This is a genomic window from Aphanothece stagnina RSMan2012 (assembly GCF_046764815.1).
GTDB lineage: Bacteria > Cyanobacteriota > Cyanobacteriia > PCC-6307 > Cyanobiaceae > NIES-981.
Map to the genome: position 1 here is coordinate 126053 of NZ_JBKOUC010000001.1, position 13578 is coordinate 139630.

The window sequence follows — 13578 nt, forward strand, 5'->3', positions numbered from 1 at the left end:
CGATGGCCCTCACCGATTGGCTCGGTGCCTTTCGTCGGGCGGAGGCCCACGATGTCAGCCACGACCTGGATCGGGGCTATGAGGCTGCTCTGCTGATTCAGAGCATCGAGCTCGAGCACTACAACGACAGACCTGTCCGTCCTGAACTCGAGCTGGCGCTTCCCCGGGCTGCCCAGGCCCAGCTCCTGCGCCGCTTTCGGGCCGCTCTGGAGATCTGCCGGCAGAGCCTGGTCACCCTGGAGGCCCATCGCGGCGAGTTGATCGGCCAGGAGCAACGCCAGCTGCAGCTGATCGAGACGGTCGTCTCCCGTTACCCCGTCCGCCGCCAACCCCTGCCGGCGATCAGCCGTTCGCCGGAGGTGCTCCCCCGCAGCCTGCTGGGGGTTGTGGATCAGGTGCGCCGCCAGCTCGATCCTGAGGCCGAAGCCAACATGGTTGCGGGCTTCCGGCGGCGCCGCGATTCCACCCTGGTGTCGCTGCGGATCCTGCTGCTGCTGATCCTGGTGCCGGTGCTGGTCCAGCAGGTCAGCCGCACCTACCTGGTCTCCCCCCTGGTGGACCGCTTTGCCCCCGACCATGCCTTTCTGAGCTACCCGAGCCCCCAGCTCGAGGAGCGGGCCGTGGAGAAACTCAGGGTCTACCGCGCCGAGATCGAATTCGACTATCTGCTGACCGGACAGCCGCTCCCCTCCCGGGAGGAGCTCCACGCCAAACTGGCGTCCCGCGCCCAGGAGCTCAAGGAGCAGGCCGACCAGGAGAGCACCCACGCCATCAAGAACGTCTTCGCTGACCTGGCCGGGCTGTTCGGCTTTCTCTTCGTGTGTGTCGTCTGGCGCCGCGATCTGCAGGTTCTGCGAGGCTTTCTGGACGAACTGGTGTATGGCCTCAGCGACAGTGCCAAGGCCTTTGCCATCATTTTGTTCACGGACATCTTTGTTGGATTTCACAGTCCCGAAGGCTGGACTGTGTTGCTGGATGGAGTCGCGAACCATCTCGGACTGCCGGCTCGGCAGAACTTCATCATGCTGTTCATCGCCACCTTCCCTGTGGTGCTCGCCACGGTGTTCAAGTACTGGATCTTCCGCTATCTCAACCGCGTCTCTCCCTCCTCGGTGGCGACCCTGCGCAACATGAATGGAGGTGGCTGAGCTCCAGACTCCCCCCGGGCCGGCCCGCTCTGCCGCGGTGCCGCCCCGGCTTCAGCTGGTCACCGGGCCTGCCCGCAGCGGCAAGAGCCGCTGGGCGGAGCACCTGGCCTCCGCACACACCGGCCCGGTCAGCTATGTGGCCACCGGGCCTGCCCTGCCGAACGACCCCGCCTGGCAGGAACGTGTTCAGGCGCATCGGCGGCGGCGGCCGCCCCACTGGCGCACCCTGGAGCTCCAGGCCGAGCTGGCCCGGGTGCTTCAGGAGCTTGCCGGCGGCGAACTGGCTCTGGTCGATTCGCTCGGCACCTGGGTGGCCTGGGGCCTCGATCAGGATCGGGGAGCCTGGCAGGCCCGCTGCGATGCCCTGGAGGCTGCCCTGCTTGCCTCCCCGGGGCGCGTCATCCTGGTGGCCGAGCAGACCGGCTGGGGCGTGGTGCCCGCGACGGCCGTGGGAGGACTCTTCCGCGACCGGCTCGGTGCCCTCGAGCAGCAGCTCGCCGCCCGCTGCGACACCACCTGGCTGGTGGTGGCGGGGCGGGCCCTCGACCTCAGCGGTCTCGGTCTGCCTGTCCCCCGCTGATCAGCCTCGGGCGATGCCAAGGATCGTTCTGTTCCAACCCCAGATCCCACCGAACACCGGCAACGTCGCACGCACCTGCGCGGCGACGGCCCAGGAACTCCACCTGGTCGAGCCCCTCGGTTTCAGCATCAACGACCGCACGCTGCGGCGCGCCGGTCTGGATTACTGGCCCTACGTCCCGCTTCACCGCCATGCCGACTGGCCGGCCTTCCTCTCCTGCAGGACCGATCGGGGTGGTCGGCTGATCGCCCTCAGTGCCCAGGCCCAGCTGCCCTACACCGGCTTTCGCTTCCAGGCGGACGACTGGTTGCTGTTCGGTCGGGAGAGCGACGGGCTCCCGGCCGAGGTGACGGCGGAGGCCAGCACCTGCCTCACCATTCCGATGCGGCGTCCGCGGCAGCACCCTGACGGGGGCGTGCGCAGCCTCAACCTCTCGGTCTCGGTGGGTGTCGTGCTGTTCGAGGCCCTGCGCCAACTCGATCTGCCCGAGCCCGGAACCCTGTGAGGGCCGGGATTCTACTGGTCTTGGCCTGTCTCGCTGTTGCCCTGGCGACTTGATGCCGAAGGTTCCGTCCGCTACTGTCTGCGCGGTCCAGGGATCTCGGCTTCTCTACTGGGCTCTGTCGTTTGGGGGACACCGTATGAAGCCATTGCAATCTTTTCGAACCACCTTCCTTCTCGCCGCGGGTCTCGCCACCGGCGTGCCGGCGGTCAGTTTTGCCTTCGGCCCCGTCAACCAGGACGAGGCCCCCATCGAAACCCTGCTGGCTGCTCTCCCGAAGCCCAGCAACGACAAGCTCTGGGTCAAGGTGCGCCGTCCCGTCAGCATCGAGGAGCTCTCCTCCCAGCTGAGCCTGCAGGAGGAACGGCTCGCCCAGCTGAATGACGTCGATGAAGATCACCGCTTCGAGCGCGGTGACTGGCTGGTTGTTCCCACCCAGCAGACCCGCCAGATCAAGATGCTGGCTTCGATCGACACGTCTGAACTGCGCCGCAGCCCGCCGCTGCAGGCCCCCCCACCCGTCCAGGCCAAGGGAGAGGTCCGTCTGGGTGACACCGTCTTCAAGATCGCCCAGCGCTACGGCCTGACCATGGCGGAGCTGCTGCGCCTCAATCCCGGCATGCAGACGGCCCGGCTGGTGGCCGGCACCGAAGTTCAGCTCGTCCAGGCCGCTCCCCAGCGTCCCCGGGCCGTCCTCGGGCTGAAGCCCAGCACCAGCGGCGGCCTGAGCTGGCCCCAGATTCCTGGCCTCGGCACGGAGCCCGAGCCCTTCGACGGCTCCACGGCCGATGGCTGGATCTGGCCGGCCAAGGGGGTGTTCACCTCCGGTTACGGCTGGCGCTGGGGTCGCATGCACAAGGGCATCGACGTGGCCAACAACGTCGGCACGCCGATCGTGGCCGCGCGACGCGGCCGGGTCGTGTTCTCGGGATGGCATGACGGTGGCTACGGCTATCTCGTCACGCTCTCCCACCCCGATGGGAGCCGCTCCATCTATGCCCACAACAGCCGCTTGATGGTGTCGGTCGGCCAGGACGTGGCCCAGGGCACCCTGATCGCCCTGATGGGCAGCACCGGTCGCAGCACCGGTCCTCACCTCCATTTCGAGATCCACCCCCCCTCCAAAGGGGCTGCCAATCCGCTCCAGTTCCTGCCGCCGCGCGCCTGATACACTCATCCCACCGCGGCTCGGTAGCTCAGCTGGTTAGAGCGTGGGATTCATAACCCCAAGGTCGGGAGTTCAAGTCTCCCCCGAGCCATTGTGCTTTGTTCTGCTGTGATGCCCTGCTCACAGCTTCTGTTCACAGTCTTTGCGCATCGTTGCGTCGTCGCCATCCCTCCTGGACTGACCCGACGTTGCGCCGGGCCAGTGCCGTGGCGCCCTGCACCTCAGCGCAGATCAATCGCGTTCAGCCGGTCGCGGAACGAGCATGGACCGCTCCCCTGGTCGGCAGAGGCGCTGTCGGCGGGATTCCGATCCGCACGGTCCCAGTCCCCACCGTCCCAATCCCCGCTGTTCCAATCAGCATTGTGGTGATCAGCGCTGTGGCGCTCAGCTCGGCTCCCCTCCGCCGTGCTCAGCTCCGCCGTGCTCCGCGCGCCCATCCTCCGTTCCGAGGCCTTGCGTTCAGCGGCCTTCTGTTCAGAGCGGGCGCCATCCGCCTCTTCGGCGCTCACGACCACCGGAAAGGCAGCCGCTGCCATCGCGGCAGCGGCCGCCCTGCGGCTGCGCCCGGTACCCCGGGCTTCCATGGCGCGGATCAGGCCCTTGCTCCGGTTCACCTCCCCGATGGTCTGTCCATCCTTGGGCCGCACCAGGGGGTTCGACTTCAGTTCGCTGCGCAGCCGGCTGAGCAGCCGGAAATGCCCAGTGGTGTTGTATTTGCGCAGAACGCTCGGATCCCATCCCATCCCGTTGGCCCCGTGGTTCGTGCCAGCCTATGGCCCGGCCCGCAGCCGGTTGTGATAAATTGTTGCTCGTAACTGGAAGTCGATACGAGTTCGAGCACCCAGGCTCCGCGTCGCTTTCGGTCCACCCTTCGTCTACCCACCCCACTCGCGCATGTCCCGGCTCGTCGGTCTGCAGGCCCCTGACTTCACGGCCACCGCTGTGGTCGATCAGGAGTTCCAGACGGTCTCCCTCTCCCAGTACCGCGGCAAGTACGTGGTGCTCTTCTTCTACCCCCTCGATTTCACCTTCGTCTGCCCCACGGAGATCACCGCCTTCTCCGACCGCTACGCGGACTTCACCAGCAAGAACACCGAGGTTCTCGGTGTGTCGGTGGACAGTGAGTTCAGCCACCTCGCCTGGGTCCAGACCGACCGCAAGAACGGCGGCCTGGGCACCTGCAACTACCCCCTGGTGGCCGACCTGAAGAAGGAGATCGCCCGCGCCTACAACGTGCTGGACGAAGAGGCCGGCGTGGCCCTGCGCGGTCTGTTCATCATCGATCCTGACGGCGTGATCATGCACAGCACGATCAACAACCTGCCCGTCGGCCGCAGTGTGGATGAGACCCTGCGTGTGCTGCAGGCCTTCCAGTACGTCCAGTCCCATCCCGATGAGGTCTGCCCCGCCAACTGGCAGCCCGGCGACAAGACGATGAACCCTGATCCGGTGAAGTCCAAGGACTTCTTCGCTGCCGTGAACTGACTCCAGCGACCGCGTTCATCCAGTGACTCTGCCGGCGCCCTCCGCGCCCTGATCCGCAGAGCCGAGGCAGATCCACAGATGAAGCAGATCCACAGATCGGGGGGCCCCTGGCCCCCTTTCTGCTGTCCGGATGGAGCACCCCTCTGGGCGGATGATCTCCCCGCTACGGCTGGACGGCGGCGTCCTGCCCACGGCCGATCGCGAAGGGTGGGCGCAACGAGGTCAGCCCAGCAGGCTGGCCAGCATCCGCTGACCGTCGGTGCCGCCGGTGAGGGGATCGCAGGCCCGTTCGGGATGCGGCATCAAGCCGAGCACATTGCCGCCGGCATTGGTGAGTCCGGCCACGTCACCCATCGAGCCGTTGGGGTTGGCGGCATAGCGCAACACGACCTGGCCACGGTCCTCCAGAGCGGCCAGCTGCTCCGGATCGACCTGGAAGCGCCCCTCGCCATGGGCGATCGGCAGAGCGATCCTCTCCCCCTCGCCGTAGTTCTGCAGCCAGCGGCAGGAGCCCGGCTCCACCTGAAGATCGGCCGGCTCACAGAGAAAGTGCAACCGCTCGTTCCGGGTGAGGGCTCCGGGCAACAGTCCCATCTCCGTCAGCACCTGGAAGCCGTTGCAGATGCCCAGCACGGGGCCGCCCCGCTCGGCGAAGTGACGCAGCTCCTCGAGCACCGGGGCGAAGCGGGCGATCGCCCCGCAGCGGAGGTAGTCGCCGTAGCTGAAGCCTCCGGGCAGCACCACCGCCTCCAATCCGGAGAGGTCGCGCTCCTCATGCCACAGGAAGCGGGTCTGCAGCCCGAGGCAGCCCTCGAGGGCCCAGCGCACGTCCCGATCACAGTTGGAGCCGGGAAACACCACGATCCCGACCGTCATGCCAGTTCCCCGGCGCTCAGCTCGGTCAGGTCGAGGCTCCAGTTCTCGATCACCGGGTTGGCCAGCAGCCGATCACTCAGCAGTTCCAGCTGCTGCTGCGCCGTGGCCTGATCGGGAGCTTCCAGCTCCAGTTCGATGGCCTTGCCGATCCGCAGCCGGCGCACACCATCCACCCCAAGGCGGGCAGCGGCGGCCCTCGTCGCCTCCCCGGCTGGATCGAGCACGGACGGGCGGAGCGAAACCTGAACGCGAGCGCTGTAGACGGGCACGGAGAAGCCGGAGTTTGTTAAATCTTGGCAGCTCGCTTGTCCCGGCCCCCTTGGCAGGTGCAGGTTGAAGAGGTAACTGATCCAGCGCGATGTCCCGCCGCGTGGGCCCCTCCATGGCGCTGCCCCGGATGGCATGGCTCCGGAGGGCACAGCCTGGGATGGCACAGCCCGGGTGGGCACAGCCGCGCCCCTTGGTCAGGGGCCCGGCCCTCGGGCTGCTCACCGCGCTCCTGATGCTGGCCCCAGGCACACCGGCCACGGCAGAGCCCCGCGGGATCGACCTGCGCTGCCGTGAGGGCAGTGGTCCGTGGAAGCCCTGCCGGATGGAGGTGGAGAGTGTGGGTGAGCGCTGGAGCCTGATCGTGGGGGGCCAACGCATCGAGTTCCGTCAGGACGGCCGAGGCGCCTTTGCGATGCAGCGGGACCACTCCAACTGGATTCCGGTGGAGGCCAGCTGGAGCGAGGATCCCGCCCTCTGCTGGGACGGCATCTGTGCCCAGGGTGATTTGCCCCTCGACTAGGCCGTCCCGGCTGACGGACCCGTCGCGACGATCGCGCCCGGCATCACGGGGGCGGTGCCTGGCCCCGTTCCCGCCAGCAGCTCCTGCAGCCGGCTCGGCAGATCGCGCCGCTGCAGGTCGAAGCCCAGCATGACCAGCTCCAGCCCCAGGGGCTTGGCGCCGACCGTGCTGGCGCCGGTTGGGGGCTCGGCCTCAAAAACACTCTCGAAGCGGGGGCCAACGGCCTGAAGCACGAGGGGCCGCGCCTTGCCCTTCAGCCAGAGCCGGCCCTTCAGCCGGATCAGGCTGTGGTCCAGGCAGAGCTGACGGAGCGCGCGCTCCAGAGGCTCCCGCTCAAAGGCACCTGTCCACTGCAGGGCCACCGACTCCATCGCCACATGGGTGTGGTCATGGTCGTGGTCGTGGTCGTGGTCGTGGTCATGGTCGTGGTCGTCGGAGGCGTGCCCCTGCTCGTGATCGGCCGGGCTGTGCTGCCCTGTGGTGGTGCTGCGGGGCTCGAGTCCCAGCACCACCGCCGGATCGATCCGGCCCCGCTCCATCGCCAGCACCGGGGTGGTGGGCCGGAGCAGGGGCTCGAGCCGTTCCCGAACCCGTTGCTGTTGGTGGGCGTCGAGGCTGTCGGAGCGGCTGACCAGCACGAGGTCCGCGCACTCGAGCTGCTCCGCGAACAGCTCATCGATGGCACTGGCGTGGTCGAGGCTGGGATCGGCGGCCCGCTGGGCCTCAAGGGCGGCCGGATCCGTCACCACCGAGCCGCTGGCGAGGGCTTCGCCGTCCACCACGGTTACCACCCCATTGACCCGGGTGCGGGAGCGGATCTCCGGCCACTGGAAGGCGGCCAACAGGGGCTCGGGGAGGGCCAGACCACTGGTCTCCACCACGATCCCGTCGAGTTGGTCGGCCCGCTCCAGCAACTGCTGCATGGTGGGGAGGAAGTCCTCCTGCACGGTGCAGCACAGGCAGCCGTTGGCCAGTTCCACCAGCCGGGAGTCCACGTCCTCCTCGGGGCAGAACCCGCAGCTGCGCAGGAGATCACCGTCGATGCCCACCTCACCGAACTCGTTGACGAGCACGGCCAGCCGCTGCCCGCCATGCAGCAGCAGCTCCCGTAACAGGGTGGTCTTGCCGGCACCGAGGAAGCCGGTCACAACCGTGACGGGCAGGCGTTGCGAAAGGTCAGCCATGGGTTGGGACCTAGGCGCTGAAGCTGGCGCGGGCGAGCACCGCGCCAGCGCCCAGCAGGGCAATCCCCATCCACCGCAGCCGCGCCGGGCTCAACCGCTCGACCAGGGAGCGCAGGCCGGCCAGGGCGAGCAGGAGCAGGGCCGCCTGGCTCAGCAACAGGCCCACGGCATAGAAGGCGACCGGCATGGCAGACCACCCCAGCACAGGCCCACTCAGCACATAGCCGTGCATGGCCATCGCCGGCAGCAGGACAGCTACCGGCAGACGTCCCAGCAGCACCAGCCCCACCAGGGCGATTGTCGCAGCGGTGATCAGTTCGGCTCCGGGCAGACCCGGAGCGATCAGGCCGGCGCCGCTGCCCAGCAGGCCCACGCCCAGCAGGCCGAGCATCCAGCCACGACGGTGGCGCAGGCCCACCAGGGAGAGCGCCAGCAGAAAGATCAGATGGTCCGGCCCCAGCACAGGATGGAGCAGACCGCTGATCAGGCCGTTCAGGGGTGAGGCCTGCAGCGCGTTGATCTCGACCAGATGGTGCGCCTGGGCGGGCTGGGCCCTCAGCACGGCAGCCAGCAGAGCAACCAGCAGCCCGGCTGCCGGCCCCAGCCGCAGGGCCGCCCGCACGGGGGTGGGCCCGGCCTGGGACGGGCTGGAAGGTTGAGGGGATCTCATGAAACGGTCCGCGCCGAAGGATGGGTGAAACCGGCGGGCGTTCTGACTGGGCAGAGGTTCCGGAGGCTCCGGTCTGCCTTCACAGCTGCGGGACAGTGCCGGGCTTTCACCGGGCTTTCCCCATTGCTTCCGGTGGCTGATCCCCACCGGAACCGGATGCCGATCCTATGGGCAAGCGACTCAGCGGCAGCCGAGGCTGTCACGGGTGGAAACCCCGGTGGTGGGATTGGTGCCGCTGGCCCTGCCGCAGAGGGCTTTCTGCTCCGGCAGATCGAGCACCGCATCGGTGAAGTCGGCACCTTCGATCGCTGAGCCGCTGAAGCGGCTCTGCATCAGCATCGCGTTGCGCAGGATGGCACCGGAGAGGTTGCTGCCATCGAAACGGGTCGCAAAGGCCACCACGTCCCCCAGATCCGCATGGCTCAGGTCGGCCTGGCGCAGCGAACTGGCGTTGAACACGGCGCCCCGCAGGTCCGCACCGCTGAAATCGAACCCATCCAGGCTGGCCTTGAGGAATTCCTGCTGCTGGAGGTTGCGGCCGTGCATGTCCGGCTGCAGATCCTGCACGGCCTTCTGAGCCCGCAGTTCCGGCGCGGTGATGGCAGAGGCGGGGGGGGCGCCCAGGGCCAGCACCGCCAGCAGCACCCCCAGAACCAGCCCCCCCCGCGACAGATTCAGCAGATGGGCCGTCAACCTGCCCAGCCCCGACAGGGCGAAACGGAACTGGACCATGCACGCAGCCCTACGGTGAGACCAAAGTTATGGCAACCATGGGCATGACCCTGCGGGTGGTGGTTCCCCCCCATCCCCTCATCGGCCACTGGCTCAGCGTGCTGCGCGACCGGTCCACCCCCCCGGCCCTCTACGCCACGGCCACCCTCGAGCTGGGCCGCTGGCTCACCTACGAGGCCCTGCGGGACTGGCTGCCCCAGCGCACCATCCCCATCCCTGGATGCCAGGGGGATACGGAGGGGTCCATCGTCGACCCCGCCGTGCCGATTTTGGCTCTGCCCGTGCTTCGGGCCGGTCTGGGGCTCTGGGACGGGGCCCGGGCCGTGATCCCGGCGGCCCGCGTGCTCCATGTCGATCGCCACGGCAGGACCCTGCCGGACAGCATCGAGACCCGCTGTGGTGTGCTGGTCTTCACCCCGGAGATCGCCAGCGGGGACTCCCTGGCCAACCTGCTCGACGCCCTGGCCCAGCGCTCGGTCACGGGCGAGCGGCTGCGGGTGATCACCGCCCTGGCCTCGTCGGCTGGCTTGAAGTTGCTGGGTGAACGCTGTCCGACGCTGACGATCTACACCGCCTGCATCGACGCTGGACTGAGCCCCTCCTCCGCCATCGACCCCGGCATCGGCAACGTGGAAGAGCGCCTGTTCGGGATCTCGCTCCAGGCCCGGCCCTCCAGCGGCGATCTCCCCGTGGATTCGGCCGTCGCCCCTGCCTAGGCTGGCTTCAGTTATCCGCTTCTGATGGTCGCTCCGCAAGCCGATCCTGGCGGTTTCCGCGGCACTGCCTCCGGACCCTCCGGCAGCAGGTCGATGGTGCTGGCCAGCGCTCTGGCCGGGGCGGTGCTGGGAGCGGCGGGGCTGGCCTGGTGGCTGTTGTCCGAGGCGGAGAAGCGCCGCCTGCATGCCCGCCAGCAGAGGGTTCTGCGGCTGTCGCGCTATCAGGAGAGCGGTGGCGCCCTCGACGGCGTTCCCCCGGCCCGGTTCGCGGCTTCCCCCACGGAGCAGGAGCTGCACAGCAAGGTTCACCAGCTCAATGAGGCCATCGACGACGTGCGTCGGCAGCTCGAGGCCTTGGCCACCGGCCGGTAGGTTGCCTGCAGGCACTCCCCTCTGCGGCCATGCTCCGTTCCGATGCAATCACCCAGGGCGTCCAGCGGTCGCCCAACAGGGCCATGCTGCGGGCCGTCGGCTTCGGCGATGACGACTTCGGCAAGCCCATCATCGGCATCGCCAACGGTTACAGCACCATCACCCCCTGCAATCTGGGGCTCAACGATCTCACCCGGCGTGCCGAGCACGCGGCCCAGGCGGCCGGTGCCATGCCCCAGACGTTCGGCACGATCACCGTCAGTGATGGCATCTCCATGGGCACCGAGGGGATGAAGTACTCCCTGGTGAGCCGGGAGGTGATCGCCGATTCGATCGAGACGGCCTGCAACGCCCAGAGCATGGATGGCCTGCTGGCGATCGGGGGCTGCGACAAGAACATGCCCGGCGCCATGCTGGCCATGGCCCGTATGAACATTCCGGCCATCTTCGTGTACGGCGGCACCATCAAGCCGGGCCGACTCGGGCCCTGTGATCTCACCGTGGTGAGTGCCTTCGAGGCCGTGGGTCAATTCTCCGGTGGCCGGATCGATGAGGAGCAACTCACCGCCATCGAGAAGAACGCCTGTCCAGGGGCCGGCAGCTGTGGCGGGATGTTCACCGCCAACACGATGAGCTCCGCCTTCGAGGTGCTGGGCCTCAGCCTGCCCTACAGCTCCACCATGGCGGCGGAAGATCCGGAGAAGGCAGAGAGCGCCGCCCGTTCCGCCGAAGTTCTGGTCGAGGCGATCGCCAAGGACATCCGCCCCCGGGATCTGATCACCCGGGAGGCCCTCGAGAATGCCATCGCCGTGATCATGGCGGTGGGGGGCTCGACCAACTCGGTGCTGCACCTTCTGGCCATCGCCCGCACCGCGGGGGTGCCGCTCAGCATCGACGACTTCGAGCGCATCCGTCAGCGGGTCCCGGTGATCTGCGACCTCAAACCCAGCGGTCGCTATGTCACGGTCAACCTCCACCAGGCGGGTGGCATTCCCCAGGTGATGAAGCTGCTGCTCGATGCCGGGCTGCTGCACGGTGACTGCCGCACGATCGAAGGCAAGACCATCCGCGAGGTTCTGGCTGACGTCCCCAGTGAACCCCCCGCCGACCAGGACGTGATCCGGCCGCTCAGCAACCCCCTCTATGCCCGCGGGCACCTCGCCATCCTCAAGGGCAACCTGGCCGTCGAGGGGGCCGTTGCCAAGATCTCCGGCGTCAAGACCCCGGTCATCACCGGCCCGGCCCGGGTCTTCGAGAGTGAGGAGTCCTGCCTCGAGGCCATCCTGGCGGAGCGGATCCAGGCCGGCGACGTGGTGGTGGTGCGCAACGAGGGTCCCGTCGGCGGCCCCGGCATGCGGGAAATGCTCAGCCCGACGGCGGCGATCATCGGCCAGGGCCTAGGCGAATCGGTGGCCCTGATCACCGACGGACGCTTCTCCGGCGGTTCCTACGGCCTGGTGGTGGGACACGTGGCGCCGGAGGCGGCCGTCGGCGGCACCATCGGCCTGGTGCAGGAGGGCGACAGCATCACCGTGGATGCCCACCAGCTGCTGATCCAGCTGAACGTGCCCGACGAGGAGCTGGAGCGTCGTCGATCCAGCTGGGTCAGACCGGCACCCCGCTACCGCACGGGAGTGCTGGGCAAGTACGCCCGCCTGGTCGGCAGCAGCAGCCAGGGCGCCCTGACCGACCAGGACCTGTTCTGAATCAGGCCAGCAGGGCCCGTAGCCGCCGGGCCAGGGCTTCCAGGGGTGCGCCGTCGAGGGGCCTGGCACAGCGCTGCCCGGTCTCGCCTGCCATCCAGACCGGATGGAGTCCATGCCACAGCATCGGACGTTCGGGCTCCGTCGCCCAGGCGAGGGTCAGGTTCAGCTGGCCGCCACTGCGGTAGAGCTCCAGCTCGAGATCCTCCCGGGGCAGGCGTTCCCCATCCGGGCCCCGCACCTCGATCTTCAGGCAGCAGTCCTCGATGCGAGGCACCTCACCAGGCTGGCCAGGCAGCACGGCATGGCGCAGTGGCTTGCGACAGAGGTCTGCCGCTGCGGCCACCAGCTGGGCCAGATCGGTGTTGGGGAGTGGTGGCGGCTCAGGGGTAGGCACGCAGGGCCTGAAGGGTGAACTGGATCGGACCGGCCTTGAAGCCGGGGTTGGGGCTTCCATCGTCACCGAAGCGGGAGTGGAGCAGCTGGACCCGGCTGACGCGGCTGGGGTCGAAGCGGAGCGGCAATCCCACCGGGCGTGCCCGCACCGATGGGCGAAGGCTGGCGAATGGAATGCGCAGGCGGGTCATGCCCTCGGGTTCGGTCCCGAATCCCGCCACCCAGCGCAGTCCGCCGGGGATGAGTTCCGTCAGGCCGGCCAGTCCATCCGCGCAGGCCACGGCGAGCTTGAAGGTTCTCCCCTCACCGCGCAGCTCCAGTTCGAGCCCCTCCGCGGCCGAGAGATCCAGCGGGGGCGAGAAGAGCGGCGAGCGGCAGCTCACGAAGCCCCCTCCTTCCTCCACCAGCAAGCCCTGGAACTGCAGACCAGCCGCACCGGCCTGGCAGACACCCTGGCTGCGACCGCCCATGATCGTGTCGTTCAGGGCATGCCAGCCGCTGAACCCGTCGCCTGCCGCAATCTGGATCAATCGTTCAGCAACGCCGCCGCTGCATTGTCGGCCAGCACGGTGATCGTCGTGGACGGCTGTACCCGCCGCGCCGGGGTCCGCTCAGCACTCTCGGTTGGATCGAGCAGCCGCCGCAGGGCCTCCGCCTTGCCGCCGCCGCTGACGAGAAAGATGACATGGCGCGCCGCGGACAGGAGCGGCACGGTCATCGTGATCCGCGGCAGTCCCTTCCCCATGCCGACCGTCACCAGCCGGTCGGTCACCGCCGGGGCGTCCGTGCCGGGAAACAGGGAGGCGGTGTGACCATCATCACCGAGCCCGAGCAGCACGAGATCGAGCACCGGCGGTTCCCCGGGACAGAGGAGGCGGATCAGCTCGGCGTAGGCCGCCGCCCCCTCCTCGGGGGTGGCCATCGCCGTGGGGACGGGGTGGAGGCAGGCTCCGCGGCCGGGCTCCTGGGCCAGCAGACTGCGGCGCAGCATCAGGGCATTGCTGGCGGGGTCATCGGCGGGCACCCACCGTTCATCCCCCAGCAGCACGTCCACCCGGTTCCAGGGCAGGTGCTGGCCGCCGAGCTTGGCGTAGGACGCCTCGGGCGTGCTGCCACCGGCCAGGGCAATGCGGCAGCGGTCCCGCTCGGCCAGGCTCAGATCGATGCCCGTGGCGATCAGTTCGGCGGCCCGACGCGCCAGGGCTTCGCCGGCTTCGACCCGTTCAACCCTGTAGGCGGTGGCGTTGGGCATCCTG

17 protein-coding genes, 1 tRNA gene, 1 pseudogene and 1 riboswitch are annotated in these 13578 nt (G+C 68.5%); of the genes and pseudogenes, 10 read left to right on the forward strand and 9 right to left on the reverse strand.

What is annotated here, in order from left to right; genetic code table 11:
- Positions 1-2: 2 nt before the first annotated feature.
- From pxcA to ACLNEE_RS00660, 5 genes and pseudogenes are all read left to right on the forward strand, one after another.
- Positions 3-1148, forward strand: coding sequence for a proton extrusion protein PcxA (gene pxcA / locus ACLNEE_RS00640; protein WP_411422511.1), 1146 nt, complete (start codon positions 3-5; stop codon positions 1146-1148).
- Entirely contained in the window at positions 1141-1728 is a 588-nt protein-coding gene (gene cobU / locus ACLNEE_RS00645) for a bifunctional adenosylcobinamide kinase/adenosylcobinamide-phosphate guanylyltransferase (protein WP_411422512.1), read from the forward strand. The genes pxcA and cobU overlap by 8 nt, the downstream gene beginning before the upstream one ends.
- 13 nt (positions 1729-1741) lie before the next feature.
- Entirely contained in the window at positions 1742-2233 is a 492-nt protein-coding gene (locus ACLNEE_RS00650; protein WP_411422513.1) for a tRNA (cytidine(34)-2'-O)-methyltransferase, read from the forward strand.
- Between the two features lie 787 nt (positions 2234-3020).
- Positions 3021-3398: pseudogene (locus ACLNEE_RS17170) on the forward strand (M23 family metallopeptidase); the annotation flags it as partial.
- 17 nt (positions 3399-3415) lie between these two features.
- Positions 3416-3489, forward strand: a tRNA-Met gene (locus tag ACLNEE_RS00660).
- Positions 3490-3619: 130 nt separating this feature from the next.
- Here ACLNEE_RS00660 and ACLNEE_RS00665 read toward each other — a convergent pair.
- A complete protein-coding gene (locus ACLNEE_RS00665) occupies positions 3620-4141 on the reverse strand; it encodes a hypothetical protein (RefSeq protein ID WP_411422515.1) in 522 nt (173 codons plus the stop codon).
- A gap of 151 nt (positions 4142-4292) precedes the next feature.
- Here ACLNEE_RS00665 and ACLNEE_RS00670 point away from each other — a divergent pair, with 151 nt between their 5' ends.
- Complete coding sequence (locus ACLNEE_RS00670) at positions 4293-4883, forward strand: peroxiredoxin (RefSeq protein ID WP_411422516.1); 591 nt, start codon at positions 4293-4295, stop codon at positions 4881-4883.
- A 222-nt stretch (positions 4884-5105) separates the two neighbouring features.
- Here the strand turns inward: ACLNEE_RS00670 and purQ are convergent, their stop codons facing one another.
- A complete protein-coding gene (gene purQ, locus ACLNEE_RS00675) occupies positions 5106-5759 on the reverse strand; it encodes a phosphoribosylformylglycinamidine synthase subunit PurQ (protein ID WP_411422517.1) in 654 nt (217 codons plus the stop codon).
- Positions 5756-6028: a phosphoribosylformylglycinamidine synthase subunit PurS gene (gene purS / locus ACLNEE_RS00680; RefSeq protein ID WP_411422560.1), complete on the reverse strand. Its 273-nt coding sequence runs from the start codon at positions 6026-6028 to the stop codon at positions 5756-5758. The genes purQ and purS overlap by 4 nt, the downstream gene beginning before the upstream one ends.
- 191 nt (positions 6029-6219) lie before the next feature.
- On the opposite strand from purS, the gene ACLNEE_RS00685 reads away from it, so the two are divergent.
- The gene (locus ACLNEE_RS00685) at positions 6220-6549 is read left to right on the forward strand and encodes a hypothetical protein (protein ID WP_411422518.1); all 330 of its coding nucleotides are present in this window, start codon (positions 6220-6222) and stop codon (positions 6547-6549) included.
- On the opposite strand, the gene cobW is transcribed toward ACLNEE_RS00685, so the two are convergent.
- From cobW to ACLNEE_RS00700, 3 genes are all read right to left on the reverse strand, one after another.
- On the reverse strand, positions 6546-7733 hold the full coding sequence (gene cobW / locus ACLNEE_RS00690; protein ID WP_411422519.1) for a cobalamin biosynthesis protein CobW: 1188 nt from the start codon (positions 7731-7733) through the stop codon (positions 6546-6548). The two genes, ACLNEE_RS00685 and cobW, sit on opposite strands and share 4 nt — an antisense overlap.
- 10 nt (positions 7734-7743) lie before the next feature.
- On the reverse strand, positions 7744-8403 hold the full coding sequence (locus ACLNEE_RS00695; RefSeq protein ID WP_411422520.1) for a HupE/UreJ family protein: 660 nt from the start codon (positions 8401-8403) through the stop codon (positions 7744-7746).
- 15 nt (positions 8404-8418) lie between these two features.
- Positions 8419-8575: riboswitch (cobalamin riboswitch) on the reverse strand.
- 8 nt (positions 8576-8583) lie between these two features.
- Positions 8584-9135: a pentapeptide repeat-containing protein gene (locus ACLNEE_RS00700; protein ID WP_411422521.1), complete on the reverse strand. Its 552-nt coding sequence runs from the start codon at positions 9133-9135 to the stop codon at positions 8584-8586.
- A 38-nt stretch (positions 9136-9173) separates the two neighbouring features.
- Between ACLNEE_RS00700 and upp the strand changes: the two genes are divergently transcribed.
- The 3 genes from upp to ilvD are packed head-to-tail and all read left to right on the forward strand — an operon-like array spanning position 9174 to position 11929.
- A complete protein-coding gene (gene upp, locus ACLNEE_RS00705) occupies positions 9174-9851 on the forward strand; it encodes a uracil phosphoribosyltransferase (RefSeq protein ID WP_412006671.1) in 678 nt (225 codons plus the stop codon).
- A 24-nt stretch (positions 9852-9875) separates the two neighbouring features.
- Positions 9876-10223, forward strand: a complete 348-nt coding sequence (locus tag ACLNEE_RS00710; RefSeq protein ID WP_411422523.1) for a hypothetical protein — start codon at positions 9876-9878, stop codon at positions 10221-10223.
- Between the two features lie 29 nt (positions 10224-10252).
- Positions 10253-11929 (forward strand): dihydroxy-acid dehydratase, encoded by a 1677-nt coding sequence (ilvD, locus tag ACLNEE_RS00715; protein ID WP_411422524.1) that lies wholly within the window; start codon positions 10253-10255, stop codon positions 11927-11929.
- Position 11930: 1 nt separating this feature from the next.
- On the opposite strand, the gene ACLNEE_RS00720 is transcribed toward ilvD, so the two are convergent.
- The 3 genes from ACLNEE_RS00720 to pgl are packed head-to-tail and all read right to left on the reverse strand — an operon-like array spanning position 11931 to position 13574.
- Positions 11931-12323, reverse strand: a complete 393-nt coding sequence (locus ACLNEE_RS00720; RefSeq protein WP_411422525.1) for a hypothetical protein — start codon at positions 12321-12323, stop codon at positions 11931-11933.
- Positions 12310-12852, reverse strand: a complete 543-nt coding sequence (locus tag ACLNEE_RS00725; protein ID WP_411422526.1) for a CIA30 family protein — start codon at positions 12850-12852, stop codon at positions 12310-12312. Before ACLNEE_RS00725 ends, ACLNEE_RS00720 begins: the two co-directional genes overlap by 14 nt.
- Complete coding sequence (gene pgl, locus ACLNEE_RS00730) at positions 12849-13574, reverse strand: 6-phosphogluconolactonase (RefSeq protein WP_411422527.1); 726 nt, start codon at positions 13572-13574, stop codon at positions 12849-12851. Before pgl ends, ACLNEE_RS00725 begins: the two co-directional genes overlap by 4 nt.
- Positions 13575-13578 lie beyond the last annotated feature (4 nt).